12 protein-coding genes and 1 tRNA gene are annotated in these 17,086 nt (G+C 33.4%); 9 read left to right on the top strand and 4 right to left on the bottom strand.

The window, feature by feature from the left end; all coding sequences use genetic code 11:
• Positions 1-26: 26 nt before the first annotated feature.
• From BLW23_RS07425 to BLW23_RS07410, 4 genes are all read right to left on the bottom strand, one after another.
• A complete protein-coding gene (locus BLW23_RS07425) occupies positions 27-1,634 on the bottom strand; it encodes a RagB/SusD family nutrient uptake outer membrane protein (RefSeq protein ID WP_093668620.1) in 1,608 nt (535 codons plus the stop codon).
• Positions 1,635-1,644: 10 nt separating this feature from the next.
• On the bottom strand, positions 1,645-4,632 hold the full coding sequence (locus tag BLW23_RS07420; protein ID WP_093668619.1) for a TonB-dependent receptor domain-containing protein: 2,988 nt from the start codon (positions 4,630-4,632) through the stop codon (positions 1,645-1,647).
• Between the two features lie 358 nt (positions 4,633-4,990).
• Positions 4,991-6,547 (bottom strand): SusD/RagB family nutrient-binding outer membrane lipoprotein, encoded by a 1,557-nt coding sequence (locus BLW23_RS07415; RefSeq protein ID WP_093668618.1) that lies wholly within the window; start codon positions 6,545-6,547, stop codon positions 4,991-4,993.
• Between the two features lie 11 nt (positions 6,548-6,558).
• Complete coding sequence (locus BLW23_RS07410) at positions 6,559-9,618, bottom strand: SusC/RagA family TonB-linked outer membrane protein (protein WP_093668617.1); 3,060 nt, start codon at positions 9,616-9,618, stop codon at positions 6,559-6,561.
• 204 nt (positions 9,619-9,822) lie between these two features.
• Here BLW23_RS07410 and BLW23_RS07405 point away from each other — a divergent pair, with 204 nt between their 5' ends.
• The 9 genes from BLW23_RS07405 (at position 9,823) to BLW23_RS07365 (ending at position 17,085) form a co-directional block, all read left to right on the top strand.
• Positions 9,823-10,890: a sensor histidine kinase gene (locus tag BLW23_RS07405; protein ID WP_255362763.1), complete on the top strand. Its 1,068-nt coding sequence runs from the start codon at positions 9,823-9,825 to the stop codon at positions 10,888-10,890.
• 5 nt (positions 10,891-10,895) lie between these two features.
• Positions 10,896-11,609: a LytR/AlgR family response regulator transcription factor gene (locus BLW23_RS07400; protein WP_093668616.1), complete on the top strand. Its 714-nt coding sequence runs from the start codon at positions 10,896-10,898 to the stop codon at positions 11,607-11,609.
• A 156-nt stretch (positions 11,610-11,765) separates the two neighbouring features.
• A complete protein-coding gene (locus tag BLW23_RS07395) occupies positions 11,766-13,091 on the top strand; it encodes a sugar MFS transporter (protein ID WP_093668615.1) in 1,326 nt (441 codons plus the stop codon).
• Between the two features lie 21 nt (positions 13,092-13,112).
• The gene (locus BLW23_RS07390) at positions 13,113-14,204 is read left to right on the top strand and encodes an acyltransferase family protein (protein ID WP_093668614.1); all 1,092 of its coding nucleotides are present in this window, start codon (positions 13,113-13,115) and stop codon (positions 14,202-14,204) included.
• A 4-nt stretch (positions 14,205-14,208) separates the two neighbouring features.
• Positions 14,209-14,541 carry a hypothetical protein gene (locus BLW23_RS07385; RefSeq protein WP_093668613.1) on the top strand — a complete coding sequence of 111 codons (333 nt, stop codon included), beginning with the start codon at positions 14,209-14,211 and terminating at the stop codon, positions 14,539-14,541.
• A gap of 103 nt (positions 14,542-14,644) precedes the next feature.
• Positions 14,645-14,718: transfer RNA gene (locus tag BLW23_RS07380), tRNA-Thr, on the top strand.
• Positions 14,719-14,816: 98 nt separating this feature from the next.
• Positions 14,817-15,419 carry a uridine kinase gene (udk, locus tag BLW23_RS07375; protein ID WP_093669360.1) on the top strand — a complete coding sequence of 201 codons (603 nt, stop codon included), beginning with the start codon at positions 14,817-14,819 and terminating at the stop codon, positions 15,417-15,419.
• 41 nt (positions 15,420-15,460) lie between these two features.
• Positions 15,461-15,736: an FtsB family cell division protein gene (locus tag BLW23_RS07370; protein WP_317039309.1), complete on the top strand. Its 276-nt coding sequence runs from the start codon at positions 15,461-15,463 to the stop codon at positions 15,734-15,736.
• Positions 15,736-17,085, top strand: coding sequence for a methylmalonyl-CoA mutase subunit beta (locus BLW23_RS07365; protein ID WP_093668611.1), 1,350 nt, complete (start codon positions 15,736-15,738; stop codon positions 17,083-17,085). Before BLW23_RS07370 ends, BLW23_RS07365 begins: the two co-directional genes overlap by 1 nt.
• Position 17,086: the final 1 nt, after the last annotated feature.

Genomic DNA, 17,086 nt, shown 5'->3' with positions numbered 1-17,086 from the left:
TCGATTATCTTAACAAAGTTTAATAATTAGAAGTTACTGTTTCCAGTATCCCACCAAAGGCGGGTTCCTCCATTGTCGGATCCTCCCAATAAAGTAACAGCATTTTGAACGTTTGCTGCATTTGTAGAATACTCACTATCTACAAAAGGAATTCTTCTAATTTGAATATCGGTATCAACAGTTCCCCCGCTTTGGTTACTTACTACAGGGAAAATTTTTGGATATCCAGTTCTTCTATATTCACTCCATGCTTCTTGTCCTTCTGGGAACATTGCAATCCATTTTTGAGTGATCACTTTTTCTAATTTCTCTTCATTTGTACCAGCGTCATCCCAAGCAATCGTAATTGTACTCATTGCTGCAATATTATTAGCAGCATTTACTGGATCTACATAATCTGCAGGTGCAGACGTATTATCCATAACATAAGTCGACGATCCTCCTGCTTGATGCTGTTGGAATGACAAATCAATTCCTTGTTCATAGTTGGCTTTCGCATCACCTGCTCCAGTCCAACCTCTTAAAGATGCTTCAGCTTTCAAAAAAGCTACTTCTGCTGCAGTCATTAATTGTACTTGTGATGTATGAAGTTCATCATTAATAACACCAAAAGTAATATAATCTGCTTTTTGCGCAATTTCATCCGCATAACCTGGTAATAAAGGTAATCCCGCTCTAACTCCTTTCAAGTTCCCAGGAGATACTGGAGTTGTTGATTGGTCTCCAGGATTCACTTCTTGAAAAAACTTATCAGCTCTTGGATCATTATAACCTACAAGTATAGATTCCATAGAAGCATTCATTCGAATATCTCCCCAAGAATTATCAATTACAGATAAAGGATGAGGAAGAGATCCATTTACAAAGAAACCATCAGCATTTGATTCCATTAAACCATTCGATTCAGCTAATGCCTTTTCTCCTTCTTGTTGTGCCTTAGCAGGATCAACTTTCGATATACGAATAGCCAAACGCAAACGTAATGAATTCGCCAATTTTAACCATTTTGAATAATCTCCACTATAAGACATATCAAATTCACTAAATCGAGTACTACTGATATCAGCATTTAAATTAGCTACAGCTACATCTAATTCACTAAAGAATGCATTATATACTTCTTGTTGAGAATCGTATACCCCAGCATTATTTAAGTCTCCAAAATTTGTATAAACTATTGGTCCGAAAACATCAGTTACACGGTGCATTGCAGCAACTTTTAAAATTAAATTGACACCATATAACGTAGGAAAGTCATTTTCAGTCAACTCACTAATAGATTGAACATTGTTCATCACATTTTGATAAGGAACCGTCCAAATAAAATTATTCCAACCACTAACTAAATTATAAGTAGTATTATTTGCTCCCGCAACAAAAGGTCTAGGGTTTGTCAAATAACCAGAATATACATCAGCATTTAAGTTTTGCTGCAACTGATAAGACCATGCTGGTTGGTACTGATAAATATTTTCAAAGATAGGTCTATACTTAGATCCTACATGCTGAAAATCAACTTCTAATTGTTCTTGTGAAATGTTTTTATCATTCACATTAAACTGTTCCAAATCACCACAGCTAACAAATAATAAGCCAGCTAAAGCAAGTGGTATATATTTTCTTATTTTCATCATTGTCTAAATTTTAAAAAGATAAATTAACATTTAAACCGACACTTCTTGTTGAAGGTAAACCAAGAACATCAACTCCTTGTAATGCATTACCGGTACTTAAAGCAATATTCGGATCATGTGGTGCATCTTTATAGAAGAAAAATAAATTATTTCCTACTAATGATGCTTTTACTCTCCTAAAGAATGAGTTTTCAGGTAAATTAAAATTATACCCAACTGCCAATTCTGCTAATCTTACATTCGTTGCACTATACACGTATTCTCCAGTAAAACTATTTCTTCCTCCTGCTAAACCATAGTACTCTTGTGCTGTTAATGTCGAAGTTTGACCTCCTAAATCAGCTACCGTTACATTCGCATTAGCCGTTTCTCTTGCCGAGTTATTACTTAAGCCTTCAATAATAGATTCAGTCATACTCACTGTTTCTCCTCCAAACTTACCATCAATTAAGAAATCTAAGCTAAGGTTCTTGTACTGGAAAGAATTGTTTAACCCTAAAGCAAAATCAGGATTTGCATTACCAACTTTCGTTAGTCCGTCAATTAAATCGCTATCCTCCATCACTAAAGCTCCATTATCATAAATTGGTAACCCTTCAGCGTTTCTTTTAATTACTTGTGCATAAATATCTCCAAAAGAACCACCTTCTACTAAATATGATCCAAATGTATTTACCCCTTTAGGAGAAATGGTAAAGAAATCTGTAGGAATTAATCCATCTACATCATCACCAGTAATAGATACTATCTCATTTTTATTAGTTGCAAAATTTAATGTAGATGTCCACTTGAAGTTATCATTATCAACTGGAGTTACATAGAAAGAAGCCTCAACCCCTTTATTCACAATGTCACCTGCATTTAAACCTGCAATCCCCGAAGAAACAATAGTTGTTGATACTGGAACTGCAAAATACTGGTTTACCGTACTTGTATAATAGTACCCAATATCAAATCCAAATTTATCAAACTTCCACTCAGTACCTATTTCAAAAGATCTTTGTCTTTGTGGTTTTGGAACGGTTCCAGGATACGGACGAATTGGATCAATTGGATTTACTCCTCCTCCGAATAAAATACTATTATTAGGACTGATTTGATCTGGTAAGAATCCACTACCAACTTCTCCATATGAAGCTCTCACTTTTGCAAATGGAACATTTACTATATCACTTATAATCCCTGTAACCCCAATTGATGGATAGAAGAAAGAATTACTAGATTCTGGTAACGTTGATGTCCAGTCATTTCTTGCCGTTAAATCAACAAATATTTTTTCATTGAATCCTATTGTTGCACTTGAGAATATTGATTGTGTTCTTGTTTCAAAAGAATTCTCGGTAAAACTCACCGATGCATTTGCATTGAAATTTTGTAAAGCAAAAACATTCGCAAACTGTAGACCTCCATTCGTTCCTGAATCGGCTGCAAAACGATCTATTGTATTTCTTGTAGTACTTACACCTACTATTCCAGAAAGCGAAATTTCATCAGTAATATTTGTATTTACAGTAGCTAACAGATCTCCATACATTTGAGTAAACTCATCTTCTCTTACTATATAACGTCCATTTGCTGGCGCTAAAGTTGCTTCTGTTGTTGCGTATATTTTCTTTTCAAAATCAACAATTGACTGATCATATGTTCCTCTTGCTTGAAGAGACAACCAATCATTAATCTTAAAGTTTAAGTTTAAAGAAGCTACTAACTTACTATTTTTATCTTCTCCTGCATTTCTATTTAAAATCCAATAAGGATTTTGCTCAATATCAGAAGTTCCTCTAAACCATCGTTGAGCCATAATATTTCTCGATGGATCATATTGATCAAATCTTTCATAGTCTGACAAACTTTCTGTTTGAGATTCGAACCCGTAAACTCCTACTAATGGATTGAAGTATAAACCAGAAACTGGTCTATTCCCTATACTTTGCGTAGTTCCCATTACACTCGCATTTACAGTTAACTTGTCTTCAAAAAGCTTTGCTGTTTCTCTTACATTGAATGTATGTTGCTTCATAGAATTTGTAGGTAAAATACCATCAGCAAACGTATTACTGTAAGAAAAATATGTTTGAGCTTTTTCTACACCTCCAGAAATTGAAAATGAATTAATATTGGTAGTTCCTGCACTATAAAAACCATCAATATTCTTCTGCGCTTCATCGTTAAAGTCCATCATATAAGCGGCGCTTTCAACTACTAAATTCGAAGACACATCAACTTTGAATGAACCTGATTTCCCTTTCTTTGTATTAATAACAATAACACCATTTAAACCTGCACTACCATATAATGCAGATGCAGATGCTCCTTTTAACACTGTTAATGACTCAATATCATCAGGATTTATTAAAGACAAAGCATCTCCTCCATCTCTGTTACCTCCGTTGATATCACCAAACGTCGTAGTTGGTTGACCAGAAGATGGATTATTTAAAGGAATACCATCGATTACGTACAACGGTTGGTTATTCCCAATTGATGAATTACCCCTTAATACTACTTTTACCGAACCTCCAGCTCCTGAAGAACTTCTGGTAATATTTAAACCAGCTACTTTTCCCGAAAGGCTATTTACGGGATTCGTTTGTTTAACCCTGCTTAACTCCTGCGCATTTACATCCTGCGCCGCATAAGTTAAAGATTTTCTAGTTTTTTTGATCCCTAAAGCGGTTACAACCACTTCATTTAATACATTTGAATCTTCTAAAGCCACATTTAATGTTTCTTGAGTAGAAACAACAATTGACTTAGTTTTCATCCCCACATAGGTAAAAAGTAAAACATCTCCAACTGAAGCTTTAACCTGATATTTCCCATCGAAATCAGTTTCAACCCCCTTTAATGTCCCCTTGATAATAACCCCAACACCCGGTAGGGGCGCTCCATCATTTTTTGATGTAACAACTCCTGAAATAGTTTTCTCTTGCGCTACCATTAACTGAGCTAACAAAAAAGAAAAACATAACAAGAGTAAAATTTTACTATTTTTCATGAATAAGTTAATTAATTATTTGTTAAAGTTAGAGAGTTAAGGAAATGTTAAAAAAAAATACATCTAAACAACATCAAAAAAACAACAAACGACGCTATTCTACACACAAACAACATTTTATGTTTTTGGTTAAAAAACTAGCATTTACACGTCTTTTTAACCTAAAAATTACATTAAACACACTTATTTTACACTAAAGTCAGAAAAAACAAAATTACCCCATGAAAAAACAGCATTTTTCGCCCCTATTTTAACAATTTTTATTTCAAAAATTAACACATAAAAAAAATCGGAAACAGTTAAAACTGCTTCCGATTTCAAGGAAATTTAAGTTATATTATATACCTCAAATTATTTTTTAATTAACATCCCACCATAATGAAGTAGAATAAGCATCTGCACCCTGAACACCAATAGCATACTGAACTGCATCTGGGTTCTGTGATTTTGTTGCTTGAGAATAATTTAGACGTTTACCCATTTGATTATTTACTCCTCCAGTTGTATCTGCCCAATCATTATTAGCAGTATATCTTTTATCTGGAAAGATATTCAAATCAAACCTTCTCATTACAGCCCAAGATTCATAACCATTAGTATATGCTGAATACCATCTGTTAAGTCCGATTTGTTGCAAAGCAACAGCAGGAGTTACCGATAACTGAGCCGATGCTTCGTTTGCTATATACATATCAACTGCTGCAGAGTCTGCATCCCACTCTTGACCATTAGCTCGTATTGCATTCTCAAAATGACCTTGAGCCTCTCCTAGGTTTGTAGTGTATTTAGCCTCTGCTTGTAACAACTCAGATTCCGCATATGTCATAGTAACAAAAGCAAAACTCTCATCGTTCCACATACGCTCATTTGGCTTTGAAAAACTCTCAAAAGTTCTACTAGCAGCATAAGCAGCTTTAGCCGCTACTTTAGCTCCTGAATAATCTCCCCAAACTCCAGCAGTACCTCCATCTACAGGAGTAGCAAAACCGAATAATCTAGGATCGTTATTAGCTTTAAAAGACTCTACTAGTGTTTCAGAAACAACCCAAGAAGCAGCATTTCCACAACACCCTTGAAAAGTATGCCAAATATCATAATACCCATTAAACACAGGATCATTATTAGATGGATCTTGAGCAATCTGGAAATTATCAGCTGAACTCGCTATAAAAGGACCTTGTAAAGCTTCGTCAATAATTGCTTGATTACCTCCATTAGCCTCTTTACTTCTCAAAGCCATTCTTAACAGTAAAGTATTTGCTGCTGCTAACCATTTTTGTGAATCTCCTGCATACACCATATCTCCATCGGCTATTGCATCAATAATTCCATTACAAGACTTTAATGTTGTAATAGCACTTGATAAATCCTGCATTATCATAGTGTATACTTCCTGCTGATTTTCAAACTTAGGAATACCTCCTAAACCACCTTCAACATAAGGTACAGCTCCAAAAATATCTGTCATTCTTTGATAGAAAAAACCTTTTATCACTTTGACAACTGCATTTCCACAATTATTTTCTAGTCTTCCTCCTTCAGTAGTTAACTTTAATAATTCCGCTAACGGTGCTGAAACCTCAGCGAAAGGAGTATCCCATGCCGCATCATTCCACGCGGTATTATCATATCTGAATCCTGCACCGTTCCCAAACCAAGTTCCAGAAAAACTAAAAGAAAACTGTTCAGCTAATCTTCCTCCGAAAATTAAGTTCCCTCTCCAAGTATTATAACGAGCTTCAACAAAAGCATGCCTCTGTACTTGTGTTAATAAAGGAGAAATATTCGTTAATGTTTCAGACGAAACATTATTAGGATCAGTATTGATTTTTTCAAAATCAGATGTACACGAATACACTCCAAAACAAAGTGCAGCAACGCCTAGTGCTTTTTTTATATAATTAATTGCTTTCATTTTTTTAAGATTTAAAATTTAACTGATAAGTTTAAACCATAACTTCTTGTTCCAGGTAATGATAAAAGCTCAACTCCTTGCGCATTTCTTGTGTTAAACCCTGACACTTCAGGATCAAAACTATCAGTTTCTCTATGGAAGAAGAAAAGGTTTCGACCAATTAATTGAATAGAAGCACTTGAAATTTTTAACTTACTAATTAACGATTGAGGTAAGTTATATCCAATAGCCAATTCCTTTAACTTAATATAATCAGCATCGAAAACATAATCTTCAATAATTCTTTCTCCTGCAACTGTTTGATAATATTCTTGAGCTGGTACAGCCGTTGTATTAATAGCTCCAGTAGACTCAACAACACTATTAGGAACAACGACTCCTCCTTCTCTACCTTCAAGAGTTCTCATGCTATTTCCATTAACGTCTAATATCATATCAGTTCTTGATAATATTTGCCCACCAACTTTCGATGAGATTAAGAAACGGAAAGAAAAATCTTTATAACGGAAGTTACTTGTAAAACCACCTAACCAATCTGGGTTAAAGTTTCCAAATGTCTGTTGATCATCTGACGCCAATGGCCTCCCATCATCACCTACTAAAATCTGACCTTGATCATTTCTCTTATACCCGAAACCTACAATATCACCGTACCTACCATTATTAGTAGCTAAAATTCTAAATGGTGTATTTCCAGTAATTGCCGCTAACGGAATAAAATCAGAACTTAAATCTTCAACCGTAGTTCTGTTATGTGAATAATTTACTCCTACATTCCAAGAAACATCGTCATTTTTTATAATATCATAATTCAAACCTACTTCAATTCCCTTATTAATTAAAGTCCCTTCATTTAACAAGAATCGAGTATACCCAGACTCAACTGGTGCAGGAAGATTAATAATTTGGTCTTCTGTTTGTGTGTTATAGTAAGAAAAATCTAAACCTAACCTATTCTTAAAAAATTTACCTTCTAAACCAAGTTCGATAGAATTTGTTGTTTGAGGAACTAAATTCGGATTTGGCTTTGTACTAGGTGTAGTTAAAACACCATTACCTAAATAATTTGGTTCTGTTAAATATCTCGAGTGAATACCGTATGGTCCAACCTCTCCATCACTACCTACTTGCGCCCAAGAACCTCTCAACTTTAAATAGTTTAAGTTTTCTGACCCTATATCAAACATATCAGTAACAATAGCACTTAAAGATACAGATGGGTAAAAGAATGAGTTATTATTTGCAGGTAAAACTGACGACCAGTCATTTCTAGCAGTAATTTGAGCAAATAAATACCCTCTGAAATCAAGATCTAAAGTAGAGTATAAAGAGTTTACTCTTCTTGTATACACACCAGTTCCTAAGTTTGGAACATAACTCTCTGTATTTAAAATATTATAGATACCAGGAACTCTTAATCCATTACCAACACCACCTCTTACAGTTCCTCTATAATCTAAACGGTTACCTCCTCCAACAATAGTTGCAGTTAAGTCCTCACTTAATTCTTTATTATAAGTAACTAAAAAGTCAATATTAGTTTCTTGATTCGTATAGGTATTATCCGAAACCTGACCTCCAGCAATTGTTGGGTGATTTATTGGTGCCCACCCTAAGAAGCTCTGTACTGAATAATCACTACCAGCTCTTACCATTGCAGTTAAGTTATCACTAAACTGATAATTTGCTCTTACATAACCAAACACTCTATTTCTTCTATCTTCTGTACCAACGGTATTAACTGAACTAAAAGGGTTATTAAATGAACCCGAACGAGGTACAATTAGAGGGTTTGCCTCTAATTCATTAATATTAACGTTACGAGGCATAGAATATAATGCGTTCACAACGTTATCTGGCCATACCGAAAGGTACGGTCTATTATTAACCTTTTGATTTATATAGTTTCCTTTTAAATCAACGGTTAATTTACCTATATCTAATTTAGAATATGCCGCAAAAGCATTCTTCTCTAATTCATTATTTGGCACTACTCCTTGAATATCACTTCTAGTATATGAAATTCTAGATGTCATTTTCTCGCTTCCTCCTTCAACATAAAATGAATTAAGCACAGTACTCCCTCCAGAGAAAAAGTCTTTCACATTATTAGGATTCGCTTCATATCTTCCATTTTCTCCAGTCCATAACAACTGAGTAGAACCATCTAATCTTGGTCCCCAACTACCAAAAGATCTTAAAGAACCATCAGTAGGAATTGCACCTAAAGACCCTTGCCCATAAGTGTTTTGAAATTCTGGTAAAAATGCTACCTCTTCGAAAGTTACAGAAGAATTGAATCCGATAGACATTTTTCCTTTCTTACCTTTCTTAGTTGTAATCATAATTACACCATTTGAAGCTCTTGCTCCGTATAATGCAGCTGCGTTTGCTCCTTTTAAAACAGAAACACTTTCAATGTCATCTGGATTAATATCGGCAATACCGTTTCCTATAGAAACTCCATTACCCCACTCATCGACATCTCCCTCATTTTCTGAGTTATTAATTGGCACACCATCAACAACATACAATGCTTGATTATTACCAGTAAGAGAATTATTACCTCTAATAACCATTCTATTTGCACTACCAACACCACCTGATGCTTGGTTAATTTCTAATCCTGCAACCCTTCCTTGTAAAGAGTTAACAACATTTGGATCTTTAGCCATTTGAAGATCTTCTGCCTTCACATTACTTACAGCATATCCTAACGCCTTTTTTTCCTTCTTAATACCAAGTGCAGTTACAACCACCTCATCTAAGACATTAGCATCTTCTAAAGCCACGTTAATTGTTTGCTGATTAATAACTGTAATAGATTGGCTTTTCATTCCAACATAAGAAAACACCAAAACATCACCAGTTGAAGCTTTGATTTGATACTTTCCGTCGAAATCGGTTTCGACCCCTTTTAAGGTTCCTTTAATAAGCACCCCTACACCAGGTAAAGGCATTCCGTCAGATTTTGCTGTAACAACCCCTGACAACGTTTTCTCTTGTGCATTCGCAAATTGAACAAGCAAAAAAGAAAAACATAATAGTAGTAGAATTTTACTTTTTTTCATGAATAAGTTAATTAATTGTTTGCTTAAAGTTATGTTGTTCTAAAAACGTTAAAAAAATATTATATACAAACTGCATAAAATAGGCAACAAACAACCCTATTTAAAGGATAATCATCTTATGATTCTTTTATGATTATTTTAATACTTGTTTCACATAAAAAAACACTTTAAATTCACGCTTTAATCATCTAACCTAAGCTTGTCTTGAATTTTATAAAAAACATTAACTCTAATCGCACGATAAAAAGAAAATACCACATTGTATTTTGGGTAAGCTATTTTGCTTTTAATGTGATTAGATGGGGAAGTTATTTTGATGATTATTGGTACTCCTTAAAATCGAACCTTGTTGAGTTTCCTCTTCACATTATCTTAGTCTACGCCAATGTATATTTTTTCATTCCGAGATTTCTTGTGCCTAAAAAATATAAACGATATGTATTTTTCTTGTTCCTATCATTATGCATTCAGTATGTTATTAGAACGGGTTTAAACTACTTCCTAGTCACCAAAAACATTTGGCCTGAAGCCGAAGGTATTCAAGAAGCATTTACCTTCAATCATGTTATTGCAGTTTCTCTTGGTGAACTTTATGTACTCGCACTTGCTACCGCTATTAAACTCACCATCGATTGGGTAAATCAAAAAACAAGGATTGAAAAACTAAAAAAAGAACACCTCAAAAGCGAGTTAAACTTTTTAAAAACCCAAATACAACCCCATTTCTTTTTTAATACATTAAACAATCTTTACTCCTTAACTCTTGAAAAATCAAACCGAGCCTCAGATGTTGTTTTAAAACTATCTGATATAATGCAATATGTAATTTATGATGTAAAAGACCCTAAAGTTCCTCTACTAAAAGAGATTGATTACATACAAAATTATATAGATTTAGAATTACTAAGATGCCATAAAAACGTAAGTATAAACATTGATATTAAAGGTGATATCAATAATACCGAAGTACCTCCTTTGATATTTTTATCATACTTAGAAAACAGTTTTAAGCACGGAAATAAAAATAATAACGATTTTTATATTTATCTTAGTTTCGAAAAAACAGCTCGAAACAGCTTAATTTTCATCTTAAAAAACTCGTATGACCCCACGAAAACGGCAGAAAAAAGTAAAAGATCAAAAAATAGAGTTGGAAATATTAATTCCAAAAGAAGACTAGATTTAATTTATAGAAAAAACTATGAATTAAAAATTTCAAAACAAAACAATACTCATACAGTTTACCTAGAGATTCCTATAACGAAAAAATAAGAAAAGTGAAAATAAATTGTGTTATCATAGATGACGAACCCTTAGCTATAAATGTAATTAAAAACCACCTACAAGAGTTTCAAAACATTTCAATTGTAGATACGTTTAATAACCCCCTCGATGCTCTGGAAACTTTAGAGAATAATGAAGTTCATGTATTATTCTTAGATATAAACATGCCAAAAATGAACGGCCTTGACTTCCTTAAGAACATCCCAGTAAAACCTCATGTTATAATAACTACTGCCTATAGAGAATTTGCAGCAGACAGTTATGATTTAGATGTACTAGACTACCTTGTTAAACCGATTCCTTTTCCTAGATTTTTAAAATGTATAAATAAACTAACACAGCGTATTCACAATAATGACAATGTAAAAAGCAGCACGCTAAAAGACGAATCTTACATTTTCCTTAAAGTAGACAAAAAACTGGTTAAAGTTAGATACGACGACATCTTATTTATAGAAAGTTTAAAAGATTATATTAAAGTTTGCACTACTGCTGGAAACTATATTGTTCATAAATCGCTAACCAGTATTACTGAAGAACTTCCAGAAAACAATTTTCTGAGAATTCATAGATCTTACACCATAGCTATAGACAAGGTTAAATCAATAGAAGGCAACTCAGTAGAGATCAACGCAAAAAGATTACCTATTGGTAGAAAATACATAAACAACACCAAACAAATAATTCTAAAAACACCAAACGTTTAATATGTTCAGCGAGTAATTTATTTTGTTTAGCCTAAATTTTGTGTTACTAGTAGAAATTTACACGTTCATTTATTATTTAATACATATATTGCCATTCAGGTTAATTTATAGACAGATTTAACCTGATTACTTTATACAAACAAAACTAAACAAAATATGACTCAGACTCCTAGAGATGCCTCAAATGGCAAAAGCACGCTAGTACCTATAATTATTATAGCAGGATTGTTTTTTATTTTTGGGTTTGTTACTTGGATTAATGGAGCTCTAATTCCATTCATGAAAACCATCAACGAGTTAACAGATGCCCAATCTTACCTAGTAGCCTCAGCTTCTTACATTTCTTTCGTTGTAATGGCACTGCCATCTTCTTATGTGATAAACAAAATAGGCTACAAAAAAGGAATGTCTTTAGGACTTATAATAATGGCTATTGGAGCACTTATTTTTATCCCTGCAGCTGGAGCGAGAACCTACTGGATATTTCTTTTAGGTATTTTTGTTCAAGGTATAGGAATGACGCTATTGCAAACCGCTTCAAACCCTTATATTACAATTTTGGGACCAATTGAAAGTGCTGCGAAACGTATTGCTATTATGGGTATAGCTAATAAAGTGGCTGGATCACTAGGATCTTTAATTTTTGGAGCAATTCTTTTATCAGGAATTGATGCCATGAAGGATAAATTAAGTACTGTAAGTGACACAGAAAAAATTGGGCTTCTAAATACGATGGCTGACAGTGTAGTCACTCCATATTTAGTTATGGCCGCAGTTTTATTTATTCTAGGTATTTTAATAAGAAAAGCACCTCTTCCTCATGTAGAAGCTAGCTCAGAAGAAGAAGAAAACAATGGTCAGGAAGCAAAAACAAGTATTTTTCAATTCCCTCATTTATGGTTAGGAGTAGCTACATTATTTGTATACGTTGGTGCTGAAGTAATTGCTGGAGACACTATAATTGCTTATGGTATTTCTCTTGGAATTCCAGGTGCAGAAGCTAAATTTTTCACAACATATACCTTAATGGCAATGGTTGCAACTTACGCGCTCGGGGCTGTTTTAATACCTAAATTTATAAGTCAAGCTTTGGCTCTTAGAGTAAGTGCTGTACTTGGTATTGTATTCACAACTTGCATTATATGTACAAGTGGTTTTACCTCTGTTCTATTTGTAGCTGCCTTAGGTATCGCAAACGCCCTAGTATGGCCGGCTGTATGGCCTCTAACTCTTAAAGGGCTTGGGAAGTTCACAAAAACAGCTTCTGCTTTATTAATTATGGCGATTGCAGGTGGAGCAATAATACCTCCTTTGTACGGCCAATTTGTTGACGGCAAAAAAGCGGCTCTAATTGAACAAGGAATCGAAGAAGCAGTTGCTTTGGCTGAAGCTTCTACATCTAGCTATTGGATACTCTTCCCTTGCTACGCACTTATATTATATTATGCTGTTGCAGGACACAAACTGGGTCTTAAAAAGTAACATCAATATTAATTTAATTTAATGGCACGTTTACAATCCGTTGACACACTTAGGGGCGTTACTATAATCGCTATGATTTTGGTAAACAATCCTGGATCTTGGAGTCATGTTTATACTCCTTTATTACATGCCAAATGGCATGGGTTAACCCCTACTGATTTGATATTTCCATTTTTCTTGTTCATTGTTGGAATTTCAATTTCTTTAGCCTACAAAAACAAAACACCAGATAATAATACTTACAAAAAGATCTTAACAAGAAGTCTTAAACTTATTGGTTTAGGGCTTCTTATTAATGTTATTACACCAACAATACCTTTTATTGAAGATTTAGAAACCGTTAGAATACTTGGAGTACTTCAACGCATTGGTATCGTTTTCTTTTTTTCTTCCATTATATTTCTAAACCTTAATAAAAAAGGGATAATTATCTCCACATCATTAATACTAGTAGGATACTATTTGCTTACAGGTTTTTTACCATTACCAAATGGAGCAATTCCAACGTTCGCAAAGTCATCTAGTAATTGGACTATTTATATTGACAACCTTTTATTAGGAAAGCATATGTGGCAACCTACTTACGATCCAGAAGGGATTTTAAGTACTTTTACCTCCATAGCAACCTGCTTACTTGGTATTTTAGCTGGAAAAATTATAACCTCAGAAAACACCATTAAAAAGAAAGTATTGCAATTGGTTTATTATGCAGCTATTCTTTTAACCTCAGGATATGTATGGAACATTTGGTTCCCTATCAATAAGTCTATCTGGAGCAGCAGCTTCGTTCTAGCTACAGCCGGATGGGCTACGCTTATTTTAGCAATTGCGTATTATTTGAATGACTTAAAAAAACTAAACACCCCGAAACTTATTGCATATGTTAGTAAAAACGCAATTACCGTTTACTTCCTTTCAATGATTATTTCTAAGTTTTTCTATACGATCAAACTAAACGACAATCAAAACATCCATTCTTGGTTATTTGATTCCATTTTCATTCATTTAAATAACTTAAAACTCGCCTCTTTTGTGTATGCGGTAAGTGTGGTCGCTTTCTACCTTTATTTAGCGTACTTTTTATTTAAAAAGAAAATTTTTCTCAAAGTATAACAACATGCTCCCTTACAATTTATCTACACAAGAAGAAAATGTTTTATCGGACCTCTATTATAACGATATTCATTTCAGCATAACATTTAAAGAGAAATCAACCAATTATTTTTATAAAGAACTAAAAATATGGTTAAGTGGAGAATTTGATTTGTATTTTCAAGAAACAGACAGAGATGCTCTTAAAATTTATTTTCCGAACGGATTAATCACTGTTCTTCTTGAAGACAATGAAAATTTAAAGATTATTTCTAAAAATAAAATGAAGCTCCAATGTAAAAAAATCATGATTGAAGTCCTAAGATCATACAATCGTTTTAAAATTATAAAACTATAAAAATCTGACGCTGAACACTAAACAAAAAAAACATCAAAAAAATTGAAAAAAGTTTTTTCACTACCCGAAAACATTATATATTTGCCTCGCTTTTAAGGCAAACGCCGATATAGCTCAGCTGGCTAGAGCAGCTGATTTGTAATCAGCAGGTCGTGGGTTCGAGTCCCTCTATCGGCTCAAAAATAGAAAAGTGCTAACAATTTTGTTAGCACTTTTTTTATGCCTTATTTTTTCTAAATTTGTTGAATATAATATCTAAACATTAAATGAAGAACATTTTCGTAATTGGCATTGCAGGAGGAACAGGAAGTGGTAAAACAACTGTAGTGAATCAAATAATAAATGAGTTAACAGATGAAGTTTGCGTTATCTCCCAAGATTCTTATTACTGTAAAACAGACGACCTGAGTTACGAAGAAAGAACGAAAATAAACTTCGATCACCCTAGAGCTATTGATTTTAATCTTTTAGTAGAGCACTTAACAGCTCTAAAAAATGGAGAAATAATTGAGCAACCAGTATATTCTTTTGTTTCTCATAATAGAACTAAAGACTCTATAAAAACCCATCCAAGAAAAGTTATTATTGTTGAAGGCATACTTATTTTTAATAGTAAAAACCTCAGAGATCTATGCGATATAAAAGTTTTTGTACATGCAGATGCAGATGAACGACTCATTAGAAGGGTAAGAAGAGACATAAAAGAAAGAGGGAGAGATGTAGACGAAATCCTCGGAAGATATCAAGACACTCTAAAACCTATGCATCAACAATTCATTGAACCTACAAAAAACTATGCCGACATCATCATTCCTGGTGGAGGACATAACAAAGTTGCTATTGATATTGTTAGAACCGTAATAAACGACCGCTTATAATGGAATTAAAATCATTGAAAAAGAAACCACTCTTTAAATTTATGACAAACATCTATGTAATTATTTTAACTGGGTTTGTTATTTGGATGTTATTTTTAGACGAAAATTCTTACCTTACTCACAGAGAGTTTAATGAAGAAATAAAAGAATTAGAAACTTGGATTGAATACCATAAAGAAAAAATAGCAATAGATAAGAAAGTTATAGAAAAACTAAAAGACTCCTTGGAGTTAGAACGATACGCAAGAGAAAATTATCTGATGAAAAAGAAAAATGAAGATATTTATATAATTGAATTTGACACGATAAAAGATTAATGAAAAAATATTTGTTCAACGAATTTGAAACGGTTTCACCTCAGGCCTGGAAAACAAAAATCCAAGTTGACTTGAAAGGTGCTGACTATAATGACTCACTACTTTGGAAAACCAACGAGGGCATAACGGTAAAACCATTTTACACTAAAGAAGATAGAACGTTTGAACAAATCTCCCTTCCAGAAAAGGGTTTTGAAATTTGTCAAACAATTGAAGTAAAAAACGAGATAGAAGCCAATACATTTGCCTTAAAATCTCTTCAAAGAGGAGCCAATAGCTTAGAATTTACATTAGAAAACCCTATTGACTACAAAACGCTTCTGAAAGACATTAACTTTAAAGAGATCAAAACATTCTTTAACTTCAAGTTTTTATCATCTAAATTCATTTTGGAACTTTCAGAGTTTACTAATTCTAGCAACTGTTATTTCAATATTGATATTATTGGCAATCTTGGAACAACTGGAAACTGGTACAACAACCTAAAAACTGACCACTTAGAATTAGAAAATGTTTCAAAAAATGTTAAGAATTTTTTAGGTGTAAATGCTTCGATTTATCAAAATGCAGGTGCCAATATAACTCAACAATTAGCATACGCCCTTGCTCACGCCAATGAATATCTAAATCATTTTGGCAAAGAGATTGCTAAACATATTCATTTTAATTTTTCAATTGGAAATAATTACTTTTTTGAAATAGCAAAACTAAGAGCATTCAGAATACTATGGGCCTCTCTTCTTAAAGAGTACGAAATAGAAGAAAACAATACTCAAATATTCTCACAACCCAGTTTGAGAAATAAAACACTATACGATTATAACGTAAACATGCTTCGAACGACTTCAGAATGCATGAGCGCTATTTTGGGAGGATCAAACGTAATCTCAAACCAAACATACAATAAAACGTTTCAACCATCTGACGAGTTCGGAGAGCGTATCTCAAGAAACCAACTATTGATACTACAACAAGAAAGTGAATTAAAAGAAGCTCAAAATATAGCTGATGGATCCTACTTTATTGAAGACACAACAAAACAACTTGTCAATAAGGCTCTGGAGATTTTCAAACAAATTGAAAAAGGTGGTGGTTTCCTTAAACAACTAAAAGAAGGAACTATACAAAAGAAAATTAAAGAATCGGCCAACAAAGAACAAGAGCAATTCAACAATGACGAATTGGTTTTACTGGGAACTAACAAAATTCAAAATCCTAAGGATCGCATGAAGGACAAACTAAACACTCCTATTTTTGTTAAGATCCGAAAAGAAAAAACACTTATAGAGCCAATTATTGAAAAAAGACTAGCAGAAGAACTTGAGCAAAAACGTTTAAAGGACGAATAGA

This window comes from Tenacibaculum sp. MAR_2009_124 (assembly GCF_900105455.1).
GTDB lineage: Bacteria > Bacteroidota > Bacteroidia > Flavobacteriales > Flavobacteriaceae > Polaribacter.
Note: the sequence above shows the minus strand (reverse complement) of the source record. Positions and strands in the feature narration are given on the sequence as shown.